This window comes from Pseudoalteromonas luteoviolacea DSM 6061 (genome assembly GCF_001625655.1).
Classification (GTDB): domain Bacteria; phylum Pseudomonadota; class Gammaproteobacteria; order Enterobacterales; family Alteromonadaceae; genus Pseudoalteromonas; species Pseudoalteromonas luteoviolacea.
The window spans coordinates 204890-224909 of sequence record NZ_AUYB01000103.1 but is presented as its reverse complement, the minus strand read 5'-3'; the positions used below and the strand labels follow the sequence as shown (position 1 = coordinate 224909).

Sequence of the window (20020 nt, the reverse complement as noted above, 5' to 3'; positions counted from 1 at the left end):
AATATGTTGAAAAATTAGAATCCACAAAAACTGAGGTTATACTATTGTTAACAAATAAAAATAGATAAAATTAGGTAAACAAAATCAAACCACAAAAGAATGCGTTTACATATTAAAAACACAAGCAACAACACACTGATCTTTTACCCATTAATGAAACAAAAAGTATTGTTAACAAATTCAAATCAGTGGTTCAGCAAAGAATGGGAATCAATTTTCTAAGAGAATTAAAGCGTCAACATACTTTCGAGAAGGACGGTTAAACAGACGAAAATGTGAAATGTGAAATGTGAAATGTGAAATGTGAAATGTGAAATGTGAAATGCTGGAAAGTTGGAAAGTTGGAAAGTTGGAAAATTGGAAAATACGACAGATGCAAAAAAGCCCCGAGATTGTCGGGGCTTTTGTAAGGATCTTTAGCTACGTTAATTAGAAGCTGATGTTATAACCAGCAAACATCTCGCGACCAATATGACCTGCACCGTATATTGAATAATCAACCCAGCGGCCAGCATCATCTAGTACAACGCCTTTATCAAATAGGTTTCGAACGCCTAAAGTCAATGTACCGTAACCTTCCGTGAAGTACTTAGCATTTAAGTTATGTACTATATAAGTAGGGTTGTGGTTGCTGAATTCATAAGAGAACTGATTATTTGCAACTCTCAGTACTTCATCTTCAGCTGTACTAGCAACAATATCTGTAGTCCAATTGATCGCTACGTTGTCAATTGAATAGTTCACAGATAGCTGCGAGCGCCATTCAGGTGTTTCAGGTGCGCCTGCAAAATCTTGCGCTGGACCACCGAAGAATACATCTTCCTCAGCTTCAAGAATGTAAGTTGTTACTTTCTTGAACTTGAACTCACCGAAACGCGTGTCAAGACGGTAAGATAAGTCTAAATCTAGACCTTTACGCGACATAAATGAGCCATTCTCATAGCGTGTCGTCACAACACCTTTAACACTGCCATTGTCAAAACGATCTAGGTTTACACCAGGATACGATTGCTCGATGTTTGACAGCACACCAGCGTATTCAGCATTCATCAAATCTTGAACTGTAATAAGTGAAATTACATTATCGATTTCAAGAGAGAAGAAATCTAACTTGATGCCTACATCTTCAAATCCTGAGTAAACAATACCTGCATTGATATATGTCGACTCTTCTGGACCTAAATTGCTATTACCATTGCGAAGGTTCTGTGGTGCTGTCTTTTTACAATCTTCTGGAGCTGTGCCGTTACGTTCACATTGAACGTAGTCAAATACTTGAGGGTAGCTCTCAGACGGTGCTGCTAATAATTCATTTAACGACGGAGCACGGAAACCTTTTGAGTATGATGCACGTACAAGCAGATCGTCTACAGGACGGTATTCTACTTTGAAGCTTGGTGTGCCTTTACTACCAAAGTCACTATATCTGTCATAACGATATGCTGCACTCACAATTAAGTTATCAAGTACAGGCATTGCAACTTCATAAAACACAGCTTTTGTATCACGCTCACCAGCTGCAGAGTTACCAGCTGAACCACCAACTAAACCAGCTTCACTCTGCGCGTCGTACTGTGAGCGAAGTTCTTGGTCAAAGTACTCAGCGCCAATGTAATGTTGAATTTCGCCGCCTGTAAGTTCACCGGCTGCAAATGAAACACCACCAAAGATATGGTTAAGTTCGTTTTGATCTTCTACATATACAGTTGTAGCAAGGTTGTTGTTCCACTCTTCAGAACCTTGAACAATTGGGTTTTTATCGTTCAATCTGTCAAAGTTGTAAGCAAGGCCACCTAAACTTAGGTAATTACGACCAGCACGACGGTAGTCAAGTTTTGCTTTGTGGTATGCGATTTCGTATTCAGCAGTTTCACCGAAGAAACCTTTTAGGCCGATCATATAGTCTTGCTGATAATCCGTTACGTTCGTGTCGCGGTTACCAACCTGATACCAGCGGAAGAATCCATTTGTACCTTCAATACCAGTTTCATTTAGTGGGTGATCAGCCGCCATACCTCTGATTGAAGAAGCAGGTGGCGCGTAACGGCCAAATGAATCATTGCGGCTCAGCATTGCGCGTGCATATAGCTCAAGATCATCTGTTAGGCTGTAAGTAAGGCTTGTCATTACCGAGTCACGCTTCGTAGAAGCTGAGTTAGCAGCAACATCTGCAAACGAATAGCCACACACTGTGCCACCGTTAGAAGTGCCTAGCTCACCGACAAAACCAGGAACGGTTTTAGAAAGTTCATTACAATTCTCTGATGCAACCCAGCTGCCATCAGGCTTTTGGAAAGTTGCACTTGAGTAGCTAACACCGACTGTTTCGTCATAAATAGTGACAATGCCATCACCATTGTCATCGTTCAGTTGCTTTTTGGTGTAGTCACGGTCACGCTCAAAAATTGGTGTACGTGTTTGGTGGTCATATACAAATGTAATATTGCCTTTATCTGAGCTAATACCAAATGCCATAGACATTTGCTTGCTGTCTGCACCTTCCGCTTCTGGACGACCAATTTGAATATCAAAAGACGCACCTTCGTAGTCTTTTTTCAGAATAACGTTAATTACACCAGCAATGGCATCAGAACCGTAGATAGCTGAAGCACCATCCTTCAAGATTTCAATACGCTCAACCGCAGCCATAGGGATTGCACTTAAGTTTGCAGCAGATCCACCTAAAGATGGAGAGCCAGCCATACGCTTACCGTCAACAAGTACTAGAGTACGATCTTGACCAGCACCTAGTAAACTTACTGTTGACTGAGACTGCCATCCAGAGCCAGAAGACGGAGAGAACGAGCCGAAGCTGTTCGAAGTAACGCTTTGTAGTGCATCCGCAACCGATACTCGCCCTTGGCTCTCAAATTCTGCACTTGTAATAACTTCAACTGGGCTTGCGCCTTCCATGTCAACACGCTTGATGCGTGAACCTGTAATTTCGATACGTTCTACTTTTTCTGCGCCTTCTTCTGCCATCGCTACGTTTGCGACAGCAGCTGAAGAAGCTGCACCAAATGCCAATGCAATACGCACTGCTTTAGTAACTTTAGTGTTCAACATGTGATTCTCCCTGGGCTTACGATTGTTGGTAAGCTTGAGTTTTATAAGTCTTTAGTACCGAGCTCTAATGGCCGGATTTGAAAATTCGCGGAGGATACTAATAGGGAGTCATGTTAAGCGTCAAACATGACACAGTTAACACTCACTAACACAAGGTATACACATAAAACCCATAATTTAAAGAAGCCATAAAGTAAATAAACACTTACTTCAAAAAAGAGGAATTAATTAATTTATTTCACAGCCGCGGTGATTAGGATCTATACAAACAAAAATTAAAATGCAGAAATCAACATCAAAGGAGGTTAAAAAAAATATTTTTGAATTTGGTTTAAGTGCTGTTTTTTTACCCAAAAAACGCGAGCGAATACAATTCCTTTGCAAATTAGGTTGGTAGCATTTACATCACAGCAAACGGAATTTTATGGAATGGCTAACCCCTGAACAGTTAAATCGCGAATATTACAAAGCGATAAACAATCTCTTTCAGAGGTTTACAAGTCTAATGAGCGTTGCCCAGCTAAGTTGATGGCATTTTCGTCAATGTTCGGTAGCATTCTATATATGGGCAGGATTTGTTTTTCAATATAGTGAGTGTAATCGAGCTGCTCTATCGCACCTGTATACAACTTTGGACCCGAATGACTCATGACGTATGCAATTTGGCTGCCTTTACCAAGGCCCGATACATTGCCGTTTTGCGTCGCATCTTTTGCCGCTCTGACGTGTGGTGGAATATTCTTAACGTAAGACTCCAAAGGTTTGCCAAGGCGCTTCTTATATATAAGCTTGTTGTCTACCTGACCCGAAATGATTTGGTTAATAAAACTCTCAGTCACTTCGACAACATCCAAATCATCAAACAATGCGCGAATAACCGCTTGTTGATATTCCTTTGCAACCTGGGTCCAGTCGCTTCGCACTGTTTCCATACCTTTAAATATCAGTGCCGGCGATCCCTCTTTATCTACTACCTGCCCCACATATCGCTTTTTGGAGCCTGTTTCTTGACCCCGAATCGTTGGCATAAAAAAAGGACTGTAATGTGTCTCAAACTCTATTTCTAAGTGACTCTCTAGTTGATACTGTTCGCTGAGCAATTGCGTCCAACGCTGATTGATTTCTGTCATTAAGGTGATACCCAGCTGCTTACATTGTGCTGCTGAGTATTCGTCAGCCACCCTCACAAAAGTAGAGTCAGTATCTCCGTAAATTACTTCGAAACCCATTTCTTCGATCCAGCGACGTGTGGTTTGCATGATTTCATGACCGCGCATGGTTATAGAGCTAGAAAGTCGCGGGTCATAAAAACGGCATCCCTTCGAGCCCAATACACCATATAGGCTATTCATTATAATCTTAATGGCTTGCTGCAGCATTTGCTCACCATTCTGTTTTGCCTGATGCCTTGCCTGAGCAAGCTGCGCGACCAACTTAGGTAAGTGGTGTAGCGTCCTTGAAAAACGGCCTTTATTAAACCCAACAATGGCATTGTCGGGCATTTGCCCCCCTTCTATTAACCCCATAGGATCAATACAAAAAGAGCGGATGATAGAGGGGTACAGACTTTTAAAGTCCAGCACCAATACATTTTTGTATAACCCTGGTTTAGAATCCATAACATAGCCCCCAGGGCTATCAAAGTTTAATCCGTGCTCACCCAAGTTCGGGGCAATATAGCCACTGCGGTGCAATAAAGGTAAGTATAAATTGGTGAACGCTGCAACTGAACCTCCCATACGTTCAAGTTCCAACCCTGTAAGTTTGGTCCTCGCGGTTGCAAACTCCATTAAAGATAACTTACTAAAGATATCCCAAACGAGTACACAGTCTTGCAAGTTGTACTTGGCTAACGCTAATTTGTCTTCATGAAACTGGCGAACAATCTCTTCCAATCGATTGTCTTGAGAAAGTAACTTTGTCTGCCCAAGTACTTCTTGCGCGATAAAACTCAATTTAAATGTTTCAAAGTGGTACGTTGCGTTTTTCATGGTGTCTATCCCATCAACAACCACTCTCCCAGGTATCAACACTCGAGTAAAGTGACCTTTGGAGACTTGCATTGCTTCACCATCACGACCAATACTTAATTGGACGCCAAGTGCCTCGGCACGCTCATGCAGTACTGCGCAATCAAACTCGATAACATTCCAACCGATTAATACATCTGGGTTAAGCCTACTTATTTCTTTACAAAGCGTATTCAACAGGGAGATTTCGTCTTCAACCCAAATGATGTCGAGATCACTGACTTGCTCTGAGCCAATCATAATGACAATCCGCTCGCTGTCGCTAACTAGTCCCACGGAAAACAAGACCCCGTCGCCACTACATTCAATATCAAAAGACAATCGCTTAAAATGTGGAGTGAAATCGTCGCAAGCTTTGAGCTTTGCCTCGTTTAGTTCAAGGTAACCTGCCTTTTGAGAGGATATACCTGTTACCCATACTCCACCCTTAATATATCGCTCCATGAGATAGCGATCCGCGTGGCGAATATCTTCTTCATAAATAGAAAGCCTACTATCAAGCGCTTCTTTAGCGCGATAAAAGCCACTTAACTGTGAAAAGTACACACCCGTCACTGGAGATTGATCAAAGTGTTTGAGTGACAATACCGCCAATTGATAATCACATTCGAGCTTATCAAGTATCTCTATCGCCTTGTTTGTATCCGCAGTTTTTATAAAAAAAACACAGCGTTCTTGCTCTACAAACGCCTTAATGACGCCATGCTCAGTTTTTATCCAATAGCATAAACGCAACTTCCCTCGATGGGATACCTGCTGCCGTGACAAAATAAAGCCCTGATATACTGCTTGTGCCAAGTGTGAACCCCGCCTAAAATACACCCCTGTAATTATATCCATACTTTTTTGCTTAGGCGATCCACATGTTGTCAGATTCAATGAAAAAAACCGTACGTCATGCTCATCAAAATATCGCCGAGCAATTGGAGGATTACCGTCCTCGCAGTAGCCAAAATTATCTTGTCGCAGAAATCGCCAAAACGCTCGCTGGTGAATACCACAAGTCACAGCGCATCTGCGTCATTGAGGCGGGTACCGGTACGGGCAAGTCACTGGCATACTGTCTTGGCGCACTACCACTTGCCCTCGCCAAAAAGAAAAAATTGGTTATCTCCACTGCAACTGTCGCCCTGCAAGAGCAACTTATTGAAAAAGAGCTTCCTTTTTTCAAAGAACACAGTGGCATCGATTTTAAATTTGATTTGGTAAAAGGACGACAACGATATATCTGTGTGCAAAAGCTCATGGCCGCAGTTAATCAGGATGACACTCAGCTATCATTGGTACCAACCACGTCATCACCACTGACAGATATGGAGCAAAAGTGTCTAAGAGAACTTGCAAACGCGTACCAAAATAAACACTGGGCTGGAGACAGAGACAGCTGGGAAGACACTATTCCTGACAAAGTATGGAATCTAATTGCATGTGATAAACACGCTTGCCAAAGGCAAATGAAGTCTCACCACCTATGCCCGTTTCATTTAGCGCGACAAAAAATCCAACAGATGGATGTGCTGGTCATTAACCATGCACTATTACTTGCCGATTTAGAGCTAGGTGGAGGCACAATTCTTCCTGAACCAGAAGAAACATACTATGTTATTGATGAGGCCCATCACTTACCTCATATTACGCGGGACTTTTCCTCAGCGGCAGCAACAATAAAAGGCACCATAGAGTGGCTCGAAAAGTTACTTAAGTTCAGTGGTAGAATGGCTGGGACTATTGTTTCTCAAAAAGCCATTGGACAAAACTTTAAACTCAATGACGCCGCCAATGATGTGAGTAAACTGCTCAAGTCTGTACGCGACAGTTTAGATCAGGCCGATTTTAATTATAACGATGACGACACCTATCGCTTTGTGCACGGTGAAGTACCTGAGTCGCTTACAACCCAAGCGAAAGATATTGCAGACGCTACCTTAGATACATTAAGAGCACTCAATAAAATGCATGATGCGCTCACAACAGACGTGTCTGATGGTGACGTGCAAGCCTTTTTAGCAGATCCTTTGCTAGTAGAAAGTGGTCAATACATAAATCGCCTCGAGCAACTTAACAAATTATGGTTCAGCTATGCGGCTAAAGGAGAAAGTACCCCGCACGCTCGTTGGATCAAGCGTATGGAATATAAACATCATCATGACCATTTACTATGCGATTGTCCAATCGAAGTAGGTTTTTACCTGAAAGACAAACTATGGCGTGAGTGTGCAGGTGCAGTGCTTTGCTCTGCAACGCTAACTGCATTAGGTAGCTTTGATCACTTTTCAAAAGAAAGTGGCTTGGCAAATGAACCTGGTGTAAAGTTCATCAAAGCAGACTCCCCTTTTGCCTATGAAACTCAAGCAACCTTACACATACCAAAAACTAAAGTAGAGCCCACTGACAAAACCTTCAGTGATTACCTCGCAGAAGCATTACCCACATACTTAGACAAGCGAAAAGCCAATTTAGTATTATTTGCTTCTTATTGGCAGATGGGCCATGTAGTAAGCGCATTGCGAAAAAAGAAACTAAACATCTTAGTGCAAGGTGAAATGTCGCGTGAAGCACTGCTTAGTCGTCACAAAGCTGCAGTGGATTTAGGAGCTGGAAGTATTTTATTTGGAACCCAAAGCTTATCGGAAGGGCTTGACCTGCCTGGAAAATATCTTGAAAACTTGGTGATTACGAAAATTCCATTTGCAGTCCCAACTTCGCCAGTCGAAGAAGCTCAAGCTGAATTTATTCAATCTAAAGGTGGAAATCCATTTTTATCTATCACTGTTCCAGATGCTGCAAAGAAATTAGTACAAAGCTGTGGTAGACTGCTGCGCAAAGAAACAGATTCTGGTCGCATCACGATACTTGATAGGCGCCTGATAACAAAACGTTACGGTAAAGCCATGCTTGACACGCTGCCACCCTTTGCAAGGCAAATAGATTAATTAATGTTTGAACTCGCTTTTGATCCTCTCACTTGGGCACTTTTATGTGCGGTCGCCTTGGCTGCAGGGTTTATCGACGCTGTCGCAGGTGGCGGCGGTATGCTAACTGTACCCGCGCTATTAACTGCGGGACTTCCACCACATGTGACATTAGGAACCAATAAACTAGCGGCAAGCTTCGGTTCACTTACGGCAAGTTTTACCTACTACAAAAAACAATTGTTTAACCCACGATTTTGGGCAGCGTCTACCTTAGCCACTGCCATCGGAGCTGTGTTAGGTACCTTGCTGGTAGATAAACTAAGTATTGAGTTTTTAAATAAGTTGCTTCCAATCATCATTATTATGGTTGCTCTGTACAGCTTATTTGGAAGTTTAAGTTCTACAGAACAACATTCATTACCCACAAAAAATAAAACGTTAAAAATAAAGCAATGGTTACAAGGCCTATCATTAGGCTTTTTTGATGGATTAGCCGGACCTGGGACTGGCACCTTTTGGACAGCATCTAACAGCTTACTTTATAAAATGAGTCTGCTACTGAATTGCGGTTTAGCACGTTCCATGAACTTTATTTCAAATTTTATTTCGCTGATCACTTTTGTTGCATTGGGACATGTAAACTTTTTACTAGGTGTGACCATGGGCGCTTTTTTGATGTTAGGAGCTTGGATCGGGGCACATTCGGCGATAAAGTTTGGTAGTAAACTCATTAAACCCATTTTCAACACTGTGGTGATCTTATTGGCGGGCAAACTTATTTTTGAGGCATATGTAGCATGAATCAGGCCTTTGTTAAACTTCAGAGCAAGCTCGAGCAGCTAGCGACACAGGCGCAGCAGTTTGACAATGCTAAGTGGTTTGACAAAAACCGGTACATTCAAAACCAGCCTAGCTTGTTTGATAGTCACCTATTCCACACCAAAAGCTTACTGCTCACAGATTATGTTGATGAGATACAAATTGCGTTAAAGAAGCTACCACCTGAGCAAAACCGCCATGCCTATCAATTTGCTGTTGAACAGGTTGGTGAGCAAATGCAAGCAATCATAAAAGTACTGAAGTCTACTCCAGTCTGGGCGAAAGAAAACAAACTAAATAAGCCCAAAAAAGCAAAGGTTTATCGCAAAGCTGTTCAGCGAATAATGCAATCATCCCATGAGCTTTACCAAGAGTTGTCTCAAAATCATGAATTCGAGAGACGCTTATTAGAGATGATCAGCATTCGAAAAGCCCAGTTAGAAGGTGCAAATGCAGAGAAAAATGCTCAGCTAAATGCTGAAATACTCGCTTTGCATACTCGACTTGGACGCTGTAGAAAAGCCATTTCAGCAACAGAGGAAAAGATCCAACAATTGGAAAAACAAGGTAACCGTTAGTATGTTGTTTTACAATCCAATTTATAGTGATCTTGCACTTCCACCGCGCCATCGCTTTCCTATTCTAAAATACGCCAAACTGAAGGATCGCCTTGATCAATCCAGCTTAAATAAGCATATTTTTTTGGCAAATAATAAAGCGTCTAATGAACAGCTTAAGCTTTGCCACGATAACACTTACATCGAGGCTTTTTGCAAAGGTACAATGAGCCCTCCTGATATAAAGCGTATGGGCTTTCCATGGTCGCCCGAACTAGTCGAGCGAACTTTACTCTCTGTTGGTGCTAGCATACAGGCGGCACATACTGCTTTAGAGAAAGGTTTTGCGGCTAATTTATCTGGTGGCTACCATCACGCCTATGCCGATAAAGCCTCCGGTTTTTGTATCTTTAACGACTTAGCAGTAGCCGGATGTGATTTAATTGCAAAAGGTAAAGCCGAAACCGTATTGATTCTGGATTGCGATGTTCACCAAGGAGATGGTACTGCTGCGATTTTAAAGTCACGCGCAGATATCATCACTTGCTCAATACATTGTGAGCAAAACTTTCCTCGGTTAAAAGAGCTGTCAGATTATGATTTTGCATTACCAACCAATACGCAAGATCCTGCATATTTAGATACTCTGGAGCAAGCACTATCACTATGTACGCGTTTGCACAGTCCCGACATTATTCTTTACAACGCAGGTGCGGATATTTTTACTCAGGATGAGCTGGGAAATTTTGCGATTACCTTAGCGGGCGTGCGACGTCGTGAAGAGCTAATTTTGTCACATTGTTATCATCATAGTATTCCGTTAATGTGTGCTCTAGGGGGCGGCTATCAAAGAAACTTAACGCGTTTAGTCGACGTCCATGAGCAATTGTTTCAAGCTCTGCTTCATTCTGGCTTCGTGCATTAATTCCCTCTTTTGCATCTCACAGTACATAACCCACTGCTAATTTATACAAATAGAGTAAGTCGCGCACCTAGATTTTATGTTGTAAACTTAAAAGACCCACTGTTAGAGATAACGCCATGAAACTACATGATGATTTGCATAACTATTATGAGAAAGTTATGCTCGAAAAAATTGTAGAGCGAAAGTTACACGAAACATACGATGAAGATGTAATGGCTGACTTTTGCTGTACGATCTTAAATCAACTTCCAGCTCGCTACATTCGCTATGATGTCGATATGGAGTTTTATTTACCGCAGAGCGAACGACAACAAATGGAAGAGCGTGTTGATGTTGCTATTGAGGTTGCAATTAAACAAATAGCTAAAAAGAAACAATTTACAAAATGAACGACCATACCTCACCACTCGATAACGCACCGCAGCATGTTAAACTCGCGGTAGACTTAATAATGTTACTTGAGCAAAACGATGTACCGCCTGAAGAAGTACTTCAAGCGTTAGAAATCGTAAAGCAAGATTTCTTACATAAAGTACAATCCAACCTAGAGCAAAAAACTTAAATTTAACAAATACAATACAAATATGTCATAGTATCTCTCTACTGTACGTCATTTCGGCAACTTCTAAATTCAGGATAACTTCAAGACCTTGATAAGAAACTTGCTGATATGCCTCTACCCCCTTTGACAACAAGGAAAATTATGAGAAATACTAAAGCATTATGTCTATTGACTTTGCCTTTTGCGCTATTAAGTTCGTCAGCAATAGCAAATGATTTCGCTGCGCTAGATGAAGCTCTGCCTCCGATCTATGTCATTAATGGCACTGAACCTGTGTTTGATTTTGATACCGATGGTTGCTTACCCAGTGCCGGTATTAGTCGCACAGGGATACAAAACTCAGGACTAAAAACCACAGGTTCACTTGGGGGGAGTTGCCGCGACAATCAGTTTTTAAATACCTCTAACACCGTGCATCGCTATGCCTGCAAAAACACAGAGTCAGGGTTATATTGTGGGCATTTTTACGCATTGTACTTTAAAAAGGACCAAGTATTTCCTTATTTTGGTGGTGGTCATAGACACGATTGGGAATATGCAGCAGTTTGGACCAAAGATGGCATAGTAACCCATGGCAGCTACAGTGCACATGGTGATTTATTCACTAAAAGTGCCAATGAGCTTCCTTTTGAAAACGGCCATTTAAAGATTGTATATCATAAAGACGGCATTCTTACCCACGCACTAAGATTCGCCAAGACAAATGAAGTGGCTGAAAACAGCTACAACCGCTTTGTAACACCTAAAATAATAAGTTGGTATGAAATGCATGGAGACGGCTTGAGTAATCAAGTGCTCAGAGACAAGCTAAATCAGTATGACTATGGTTCTGCAACACTACCAGTCAAAGATAGCCGGTTTTTACATAATTTGAATAGATTTAAACCCGCCAGCTTTCCTACGTTTAATAACGATGATGTGACCAGCGCACAGTAGTCTAATTGGAGGGCCTGTCTAGACCCTCCACAATACCGAGTAAACTACGCACTATGGCGCAAATATTGACCGTCAATCAGAAGCTTATACTGGGCAAAAAATCGGCTATCTGACTCTGAGTCTTCGGGGCATATAAAATAAGCTACGTCATTTCGCACCGGCTGGGCTTCTATGTGATGCCCATCTTCCCAATACAGAACCGCGTGTTTTACCAGCTCCTCGAGGTACGTATGGTCCCATTGATAATGAACAAAACCATGATGATCAGATAAATATGGTGAATAATCTTGCTCGCAAGATACACTGGCTACGCCATTTTTGTGATCAGCAAATGCCTTTGCATCTCTTTCTGCAGTCAATGGGTTTACAAAGTAAGCAACATCTCTACGTGGTGGCAATGCCTGAGGTAAACCAAATTTATCCCTAATTGCCGAGCACTCCACTACAATCCAAGATACAAAATGGGCACCTATTTGATGATCCCATTTTAAGGCGACAAACATTTTGATACTCCTTTCTATTAAACTTCAAATTTCAGGTGCTATGTCGTTTGTCCATAAACATACTCATCCACCAACTCTTGCCACCAGCCTTAGCCTATTGATATGTGGCAAAACAGAGCTTGACCTTTCATGCTTAAATATCATGAACTTCAAGCATTATTGTTTATAGTTTCAGGATGATTTTTCCATTTTTCCCGCTCGGATTTTAATCCAGCAAATAGACCATATACAGTTAAACTTTAAAAGATCCTAGCAATTTTAACCTATATCAAATACGAGTCACTTTAATGTCTGGTTGATGTCAGCAATATGAATTTATTTATCACCACTGCGAAAACGCTAGGCTAGCGTCTTCCCTGTCATTTTTGACTCAAGCATCATCAAATATAAATTTTCTAATATCGATACAGCTTAAAAAAGCTAAAACCGTCTCATCTTGCGATTATTTTTTCGCCGGCAAATGATACGGTAATATTTCAAAATCTGCAAAATCGTTACAAGTTATTACTAGAGTGCAAATGAACCCTAAAAAGTGACCTTTCATCGCTAATTTTCTTATTTGACTATTTTTTGGTGCTAGCAGTTTTTTGCTCAATCGTTACACTGCTATAAGTACTGTTAAACTTGGAAGTTGTCATGAATTTAACGCGCAGTTCACTAAAAAACCCTGCCAGTGTAATTGTCATCTTGGTTTTGGTTATGGTGTTTGGATTACTCAGTATTTTTAAACTCCCTATTCAACTCACACCCGATATAGAACAACCACAAATCACAATTTTTTCGGGCTGGAGACAAGCCGCTCCTGAAGAAGTTGAGTCTGTGATACTCGAGCCGCTCGAAAACGCGGTCAAAAACACACCGGGAGCACTTCAAGTCGATACCACAATCAATCGCGGTAATGGGTTTATTACATTGACCTTTGATATTGGTACTGACATGCAGCAAGCCATGTTGGATGTTCTAACAAATTTGAATCAAGCCCCGCCACTGCCCTTAGATGCCATTGATCCAGTGGTTAGTGCGGGTGGCAACTTTGGCGGTTCAGCCGGACAAGCTGCGACGTTGTTGGTGTTGCCACTAGATGCAGGTGAAGAAGGCCTGAGCTTTGATATGGCACAATATCAAAAACAAATTGAAGAAATCGTTGAGCCTCGTCTGGCCCAAATTCCCGGAATTTCTCGCGTAGATCTTGCTAGTGAGCGCGCCCGAGAATTGCGCATCACATTCGATCCACACAAAGCCGCGGCACTTGGAATTAGCCTCAATCAGATCCGTCGCACGTTACAAGCATCAAGAGATACATCAGCCGGCCTTGCCAATGTTGGCCGACGTCAGTACACGGTGCGTTTTACAGGCCAATATGATTTGCAAGACATGTTACAAATGCGCATTGGCTACTCCAACGAGCGACCCATTTACTTGGGTGACATCGCCACCGTTGAAGAGACATTCTCTGATCGCCTCGGTATGAGTGGTAGAAATGGTCAGCCCGCTTACTACATTCGCGTAGCCAGAATTAATGACGCCAACACCGTTGCACTGTTAGATAATATCAACATTGCAATCAAAGAGCTCAATGCCGGACCACTCAAAGAAGCCGGTTTAGCCATAGAGCTTAGTTTTGATGCATCTGTGCATATTCGTAATGCGCTGTTACTGGTGAAAAGTAATTTAGGTTTAGGCGTTTTGTTGTCGTGCATCATATTGTGGCTCTTTTTCCGAGGCCTGAAAACCACATTTGTAATTGCAGCTACGATCCCCGTATCGCTCATGGTTGCCTTTTTAGCGCTCAACCTTTTTGACCGTAGTATTAACGTAATCTCGCTGGCAGGCCTAGCTTTTGCAGTAGGACTGGTATTGGATGCAGCAATTATTGTTCAGGAAAGCATTGCAAGATTGAGAACCGAGGGGATGGACAATGCCAAAGCTGCGCTCAAGGGCGCCACGCAAGTTGCTGGGGCCTTATTCGCTTCTACGGCGACCAGTGTTGCGATTTTTTTACCCATTATGTTTATGGCCGGCATTGAAGGTCAGCTATTTTCAGACCTCGCTCTGACACTATCTATTGCCGTGATAGCCTCTTTGATTAGCGCGCTGACAATTATACCAATAGCAAATCGCTATTTGCCCGACAGTAAAACCAAAGCCGACCCATATAAACAATATTGGCAAAAGCTCACTAAATTGATTATGGGCCTGACTAACACTCGCACTAAACAAATTTCTTGGATAACAGGCTTACTAGGTGGCTCGCTACTCATCACTGTAACCATGTTACCTAAAACTGACTTTATGCCACAGGCCCCGACGGACGGATTCTTTTTCTCTCTTGTTACACCGCCAGGCGCCAATATTACCTATATGGAAGAAGAGCTTTTAAAGCGCGTAAAAGCACGACTGATGCCCTACTACAATGGTGAAAAGGAACCAGGTATCAAAAGTTTTAATCAGTTTGTTTTCGGCTCCAATGCCGGTGGATTTATCTACTCAGCAGATCCACAACGCGTTGAGGAGCTGATGAAAGTTACCAGAGAAGAAATACTCGTAGATTTGCCTGACACCCAAGTCTTCCTCTTTAGGGGATCAATGATCCAAGTGTCAAATGGTGGTGACGGTAGAAACATCAATATTGACCTAACAGGCCCGAATATGGATGACCTTATTATCGGTGCACAAACCGCACTGAGTGCTGTCAAAGAAGCGATGCCAACCGCAACTGCGCAACCTCAGCCACGCTTGGATATGGCAGAACCAGAACTCAGACTACACCCCAATGATCGCCGAATTACACAAGCTGGACTCACACGACAAGATGTGTCTCAAGCAATGCAAGCGTTCACCGGCGGGCTATTTATCAACGAGTATTTTAATGGTAATGATCGTATGAACGTGATCCTGCGCTCTACATCTTGGGATTCACCAGAAGAATTGAAAGCGCTGCCATTGGTCACACCTGATTCAGGCGTGCAAACCATTGGAGAGCTTGCACGTGTTGAGCGTACCGTTGGTCCAAGTCAATTGCGCCGCGTCAATGGCCGCCGTACGGTAAGTGTCGTTGTTACACCACCAGCAGATATGACCTTAGAACAGGCGCAACAAATTCTTGCTTCGCAAGTTCTGCCTAAAGTTAAGGCTGCTATCCCAGACAATGCCGGTGTTATTTTGGCTGGTAATGCACAAAAACTAAATTCAGCAATTCAGGAAATGACCATCAATTTTGTGCTAGCTTTGTTTATTTTATTCTTGTTGATGAGCGCCCTATTCAAATCAGCTAAAGACAGCTTATTGGTATTACTAGTAATGCCAATGGCCGCAGCAGGAGGCGTGATCGCGCTCTATATACTCAACTTGTTCACCTTCCAGTCTTTGGACTTATTGACCATGATAGGTTTCATCATTCTATTAGGACTGGTTGTTAACAATGCCATTTTATTGGTTGACCAGACTCGGGTTGCAGAAGCAAATGGCTTAGCTCGCCAGCAAGCTGTGCGTCAAGCTGTTCTGATGCGAGCAAGACCCGTTTATCTGAGCACTCTAACCAGTTTATTTGGTATGCTGCCACTAACACTAGTACCAGGTGTTGGTTCAGAGATATACCGTGGGCTGGCAACGGTCATTGTAGGAGGTATGGCAATTAGTGCCCTTTTTACACTTATTCTAATGCCAAGTTTACTGCAATTAGGCAGTGCTAAAGCGCCCAAGTCTGATAAAAAGGACGAACCTCAACCTAAGCTTAATTTAGTGTCGAATCAGTAAGGAAGTACCAATGCAAAACTCATATTTTTCTGTAAAACTGTTCTCTCTCGCATTGGCATGCAGCACTGCCATATACAGCATACAAAGCCATGCAGCGCTTCCGGTCACAGTAGAGCCTGTTACTCAAGCACCATTGACTAGTTCACTGGCCGTAAATGGTACGCTATTTGGTAAGAAAGACGTCGTTCTGACGGCGGGAATTTCTGGCCGAGTGTTGTATGTGGCAGAGCCCGGAGAACGAGTAAGCGAAGGTGAAATTCTTGTCAAAATGGACACCTTACCCTTGGAGCTCGATCAAGCCAGACAAAAAGAAATGCTCAATCGTGCACAAGTAAACTTAAGGTTTCACAAACAGGAGCTAAATCGCTTAAAACGCTTAGCCAAGTCCAATAGTGCGGCAGCAACGCAAGTAGACAGTGTGCAAAATCAACATGATCTTGCCCTGTCGGATATTGCGTTGGCAAAAATTGAACTGAAAGTGATTGCAGATCAACTAGAGCGTGCAACCATTCGAGCACCATTTTCAGGTGTTGTTAGTGAGCGTTTTAAACGCGCAGGTAGGGAGGTAAGTCGCGCTGATGAACTACTCAACTTTGTTGATATCGACAACTTAGAAACTCGCCTTTATGTGCCGGTAAAGTACCTACATTACTTAAAGCCTGGGATCACACTGCCCATCCAAGCCGGTAATTTGGATACGCCACTAAAAGCACAAGCAATAGTAACCTCGGTCATTCCTGCAACGGATCCCCGTTCTCAAACTGTAGAAGTGCGCGCCAAGTTAGAAAAGCACACATCTCAAACGTTTGCGGTCGGCCAACTTGTAGATGTCACAGTACCACTACGCTCATTGCAAGCTAAAATGTTGATTAATAGAGATGCTTTGATTATCCGAAAACAAGGGGTGCATATCGTCAAGGTCAGCCCTGACAATACCGTTTTACAAGTGCCCGTTGAGGTGGGTAAAGGTGAAGGCAGCTTAGTCGCAATCACGCCTTTAGATGCAGATGCCTTAAAGATTGGAGATAGTATTGCTGTGCGTGGTGCAGAAAGACTGACCGATGGCCAAGAGGTTGAAGTGCAGCCACTAAAATAGCCTCCAAAGATACTAGCCCAATGAGCCAGCTTATGGATGAGCAAAGGCTCATTTTTAATATTTAACTATACATATCATAAATTTAATTTTTTTTAATACTGTCTATTTGCTGATTTAAGCAAGTTTAATTGGCCACTCCCTCTGAGTTTGTTCAAGCTACCTACAAGCTAGACACAGGAGTAAGCACCCATGCAAATAAACAAACTATTGATAAAAACCCAATTGGGACTCATGACAATCGGCGTATTAGGAGTTGGTGCAGCCACCCCTTTTGCTTATGCAACATCGAATGCTGTCATGTTTGACGACTTTAGCTACCGTCAATTTTCAGATGCACAAAAAAATGGTTGGCAAATCCGCCACGAAACAGGACACCCTGGGATTAAAAATGCAACGTGGTGGCAAGAAGGCATTAGCTTTCACCCAGACCCAATTGAAGCTGGCAACATTGTAATGCGAATTACAGCTAAAACAGATGGAACTGCACAAAACACCCGTCACACACAAATATGTCATAAACGAAAATACCGTGAAGGCACATATGCTGCCAGAGTTTACTTTAATGATGCACCTCAATACGGCCCTGATGGCGATGCTGTAATTCAAACCTTTTACGCCATAAGCCCACTCAAGGCACCTATGGATAAAAACTATAGTGAAATGGACTTTGAGTATTTACCAAATGGTGGCTGGGGAACTGAACGATTAGCGTTGTTTGCTACCTCGTGGGAAACTTTTCAACTTACGCCTTGGACCAAAGTAAACGCTTATGACTATCACATTGAGTCTTTGCAAGGTTGGAACACCCTAGTGCTTCAAGTAGCAAACAATACGTTAAAATATTATGTGAATGGTCACCTTTTTGCAGAACATGGCGCAGATGTTTATCCGGAAGTACCTATGTCTATTAACTTCAACCAATGGTTTGATCCCAATAAACTGGTGCAATCTAACTTAATGAGGCAATACCATCACGACGTGGACTGGGTTTACTTTGTCAAAGATAAGGTGGTTTCACCTCGCGCAGTGAGCCTGTCAGTAGAACAACTACGCAAAGATAAAATTGCACAAAAAGATACGGTGCCAGACTGGACACCGAAACAAGCAGATTACTGCAGTCTTTAATTAACAGTGTGAATGGGCACTTGAGCAAACCACGCCTCAACTCGCGCAATGAGCTGTGGGCTATCTGCTCGATACGCAATCTCAAGTGCTTGTTTAGCAAATTCGTCTGCAATCACTTGCTCGTTTAGGTCTCTGTACATATCTGCTTGCGCAAGCAACACCCAAATCTGGTTTGGGTGCGCTTTGCTATCGTCGGCTATGCGCATCGCGTCAGAAAAATAGCGCTTAGCCTCTTCCAATTCGCCTTGTGCGATTGCAATACGTGCCAGCTCGATCAGGGCTGCAGTTTGCCCATACCTACCATGAAAACTCTGATGGTAGTCTAGTGCAGCGAGCAACCATCTTGTTGCCTCACTGAAGTACCCCTGTAAGCGTTTAATTTTGCCAAGCTCTTCATATGAATAGGCAATAAACAATTTATCCTGGCTAGATTGCGCAAGCCTTTTTGCTTGGGCAATATACTTCTGTGCAACACTCAACTCTTTTTGCCTATCATCTCCTTGAGGCCAATTAATGAGCAAATAGCCAATCATCAAATTTGCTCTCAGGTGCTCCTTTTGACTTTGGGAATTATCTGCAATCTGCAGGCTCCCACGCAATAATTCAATCGCTCGATCAAATTCATAGGTATTTGCGAGACTACCAGCTAAATAGCGCCTCGCTGCGAGCATATCAGGTTGCTCAACCAAAGCGCTGCGAAATAATGTAATAGCAGCGGCATAGTCACGTTGTAAGTAAGCATTAACCCCTTTTGCAAATGCTTGATTACTAAATGCACTATAGTAGTGCTCACTCGCACTTTGCGTCGCGAGACCATACCTTTGCGCTAAGATATTCGTCAATTCACTCAGGGCCTCATCCACACTTTGTGCTAACACGACTCCTTGTTGGGGCCCTAGGTGAGAATGCAAGGTATAGTGCAACTGCAGATCTTGTGGGTAACCCGTCAAGCGGGTTTGTACAATTAATTGCGCCTCTAATATTTGGTGTAGTTTAAAAAAATACTGAGGCCCTGAAACCTCGGGGCTTAAGCTACCTTTGTTCATTCGCTCAACAGCAAGCAGTACATCATCAACCGCACTAACCTGTAACTCACTTTGTTCCCGCAATGCCTGAGAAAGCTGATCCATACCCTTAATTGAAACCCAATCGTGCAGTTTATCAGGCATGGCATTTTCGATAGGTAAAAATGCAACTTTGGGTAATTGCGAAGATGTTCCCGCGTATAAACTGATATAGATAAAACAGCTGAAAAGTAAACAAACTACAGCGCCAATAGTCATCCAAATAGAGTTGCGCGCCAATACTCCCTGAGTGGGCGTTTCTGCAATGTCAATTTCAACCACCCATCGATATCCTATCTTGGGAAAGGTTTTTATCGTACTAGCCCCCAATAAATCTCGGATTTCTTTAATCGATTGAACTAACACTTGATCTTGCACAATCAAGCCGCTCCAAACTCTATCTAACAGCTCTTGCTTGGTTACAATCCTGTCGCGATTTTTAATTAAAGTTTCTAATACTTGGAGTGTTTTAGCGCGAATTTCATACACCTCTGTAGGGTCGGTATCAAGTAACGAAACTCTACCTAAAGTGAGATCCACATCCTTGTTATCAAATTTAATACGCATCAACTAACACCATTTATTGCTTGCAACCCTCGATCTCCACCTAATTATAAGCAGCTGTTTTAAATATAGTTTGCCTCAACTAAAAAGGACTCTCAAGCC

Annotated in this window: 14 protein-coding genes; 10 read left to right on the top strand and 4 right to left on the bottom strand. The window is 42.5% G+C overall.

Features of this window, described 5'->3' with window-relative positions; genetic code table 11:
* Positions 1-429: 429 nt before the first annotated feature.
* Together N475_RS12830 and N475_RS12825 are read right to left on the bottom strand one after the other, a co-directional pair.
* A complete protein-coding gene (locus N475_RS12830) occupies positions 430-3066 on the bottom strand; it encodes a TonB-dependent receptor plug domain-containing protein (protein WP_063365394.1) in 2637 nt (878 codons plus the stop codon).
* Positions 3067-3560: 494 nt separating this feature from the next.
* Entirely contained in the window at positions 3561-5936 is a 2376-nt protein-coding gene (locus tag N475_RS12825; RefSeq protein ID WP_227008441.1) for a DNA polymerase II, read from the bottom strand.
* 23 nt (positions 5937-5959) lie between these two features.
* Here N475_RS12825 and dinG point away from each other — a divergent pair, with 23 nt between their 5' ends.
* The 7 genes from dinG (at position 5960) to N475_RS12795 (ending at position 11810) form a co-directional block, all read left to right on the top strand.
* Positions 5960-8029 (top strand): ATP-dependent DNA helicase DinG, encoded by a 2070-nt coding sequence (dinG, locus tag N475_RS12820; protein WP_063359691.1) that lies wholly within the window; start codon positions 5960-5962, stop codon positions 8027-8029.
* A 3-nt stretch (positions 8030-8032) separates the two neighbouring features.
* The gene (locus tag N475_RS12815; RefSeq protein ID WP_063365393.1) at positions 8033-8812 is read left to right on the top strand and encodes a sulfite exporter TauE/SafE family protein; all 780 of its coding nucleotides are present in this window, start codon (positions 8033-8035) and stop codon (positions 8810-8812) included.
* Positions 8809-9408 (top strand): primosomal replication protein, encoded by a 600-nt coding sequence (locus N475_RS12810; protein WP_063359689.1) that lies wholly within the window; start codon positions 8809-8811, stop codon positions 9406-9408. Before N475_RS12815 ends, N475_RS12810 begins: the two co-directional genes overlap by 4 nt.
* Before the next feature lies 1 nt (position 9409).
* On the top strand, positions 9410-10312 hold the full coding sequence (locus tag N475_RS12805) for a histone deacetylase family protein (protein ID WP_063365392.1): 903 nt from the start codon (positions 9410-9412) through the stop codon (positions 10310-10312).
* Positions 10313-10428: 116 nt separating this feature from the next.
* Complete coding sequence (locus N475_RS12800) at positions 10429-10701, top strand: late competence development ComFB family protein (RefSeq protein ID WP_063359687.1); 273 nt, start codon at positions 10429-10431, stop codon at positions 10699-10701.
* The gene (rsmS, locus tag N475_RS25185; RefSeq protein WP_081216130.1) at positions 10698-10874 is read left to right on the top strand and encodes a pleiotropic regulatory protein RsmS; all 177 of its coding nucleotides are present in this window, start codon (positions 10698-10700) and stop codon (positions 10872-10874) included. Before N475_RS12800 ends, rsmS begins: the two co-directional genes overlap by 4 nt.
* Before the next feature lie 141 nt (positions 10875-11015).
* Positions 11016-11810, top strand: a complete 795-nt coding sequence (locus N475_RS12795; RefSeq protein ID WP_063359686.1) for an NPP1 family protein — start codon at positions 11016-11018, stop codon at positions 11808-11810.
* Positions 11811-11854: 44 nt separating this feature from the next.
* On the opposite strand, the gene N475_RS12790 is transcribed toward N475_RS12795, so the two are convergent.
* Positions 11855-12313, bottom strand: a complete 459-nt coding sequence (locus tag N475_RS12790) for a hypothetical protein (protein WP_063359685.1) — start codon at positions 12311-12313, stop codon at positions 11855-11857.
* Positions 12314-12949: 636 nt separating this feature from the next.
* Between N475_RS12790 and N475_RS12785 the strand changes: the two genes are divergently transcribed.
* From N475_RS12785 to N475_RS12775, 3 genes are all read left to right on the top strand, one after another.
* Positions 12950-16069, top strand: coding sequence for an efflux RND transporter permease subunit (locus N475_RS12785; RefSeq protein ID WP_063359684.1), 3120 nt, complete (start codon positions 12950-12952; stop codon positions 16067-16069).
* A 10-nt stretch (positions 16070-16079) separates the two neighbouring features.
* The gene (locus N475_RS12780) at positions 16080-17165 is read left to right on the top strand and encodes an efflux RND transporter periplasmic adaptor subunit (RefSeq protein WP_063365391.1); all 1086 of its coding nucleotides are present in this window, start codon (positions 16080-16082) and stop codon (positions 17163-17165) included.
* Positions 17166-17354: 189 nt separating this feature from the next.
* Positions 17355-18290, top strand: a complete 936-nt coding sequence (locus N475_RS12775; RefSeq protein ID WP_193343347.1) for a glycoside hydrolase family 16 protein — start codon at positions 17355-17357, stop codon at positions 18288-18290.
* Here N475_RS12775 and N475_RS12770 read toward each other — a convergent pair.
* The gene (locus tag N475_RS12770) at positions 18287-19921 is read right to left on the bottom strand and encodes a winged helix-turn-helix domain-containing protein (RefSeq protein WP_063359682.1); all 1635 of its coding nucleotides are present in this window, start codon (positions 19919-19921) and stop codon (positions 18287-18289) included. The two genes, N475_RS12775 and N475_RS12770, sit on opposite strands and share 4 nt — an antisense overlap.
* Between the last annotated feature and the right edge of the window lie 99 nt (positions 19922-20020).

What these genes read in the sequence shown, in the direction of transcription:
- N475_RS12830 (WP_063365394.1), bottom strand. Translation starts at nt 3,066, where the DNA reads ATGTTGAACACTAAAGTTACTAAAGCAGTGCGTATTGCATTGGCATTT.
- N475_RS12825 (WP_227008441.1), bottom strand. Translation starts at nt 5,936, where the DNA reads ATGGATATAATTACAGGGGTGTATTTTAGGCGGGGTTCACACTTGGCA.
- dinG (WP_063359691.1), top strand. Translation starts at nt 5,960, where the DNA reads ATGTTGTCAGATTCAATGAAAAAAACCGTACGTCATGCTCATCAAAAT.
- N475_RS12815 (WP_063365393.1), top strand. Translation starts at nt 8,033, where the DNA reads ATGTTTGAACTCGCTTTTGATCCTCTCACTTGGGCACTTTTATGTGCG.
- N475_RS12810 (WP_063359689.1), top strand. Translation starts at nt 8,809, where the DNA reads ATGAATCAGGCCTTTGTTAAACTTCAGAGCAAGCTCGAGCAGCTAGCG.
- N475_RS12805 (WP_063365392.1), top strand. Translation starts at nt 9,410, where the DNA reads ATGTTGTTTTACAATCCAATTTATAGTGATCTTGCACTTCCACCGCGC.
- N475_RS12800 (WP_063359687.1), top strand. Translation starts at nt 10,429, where the DNA reads ATGAAACTACATGATGATTTGCATAACTATTATGAGAAAGTTATGCTC.
- rsmS (WP_081216130.1), top strand. Translation starts at nt 10,698, where the DNA reads ATGAACGACCATACCTCACCACTCGATAACGCACCGCAGCATGTTAAA.
- N475_RS12795 (WP_063359686.1), top strand. Translation starts at nt 11,016, where the DNA reads ATGAGAAATACTAAAGCATTATGTCTATTGACTTTGCCTTTTGCGCTA.
- N475_RS12790 (WP_063359685.1), bottom strand. Translation starts at nt 12,313, where the DNA reads ATGTTTGTCGCCTTAAAATGGGATCATCAAATAGGTGCCCATTTTGTA.
- N475_RS12785 (WP_063359684.1), top strand. Translation starts at nt 12,950, where the DNA reads ATGAATTTAACGCGCAGTTCACTAAAAAACCCTGCCAGTGTAATTGTC.
- N475_RS12780 (WP_063365391.1), top strand. Translation starts at nt 16,080, where the DNA reads ATGCAAAACTCATATTTTTCTGTAAAACTGTTCTCTCTCGCATTGGCA.
- N475_RS12775 (WP_193343347.1), top strand. Translation starts at nt 17,355, where the DNA reads ATGCAAATAAACAAACTATTGATAAAAACCCAATTGGGACTCATGACA.
- N475_RS12770 (WP_063359682.1), bottom strand. Translation starts at nt 19,921, where the DNA reads ATGCGTATTAAATTTGATAACAAGGATGTGGATCTCACTTTAGGTAGA.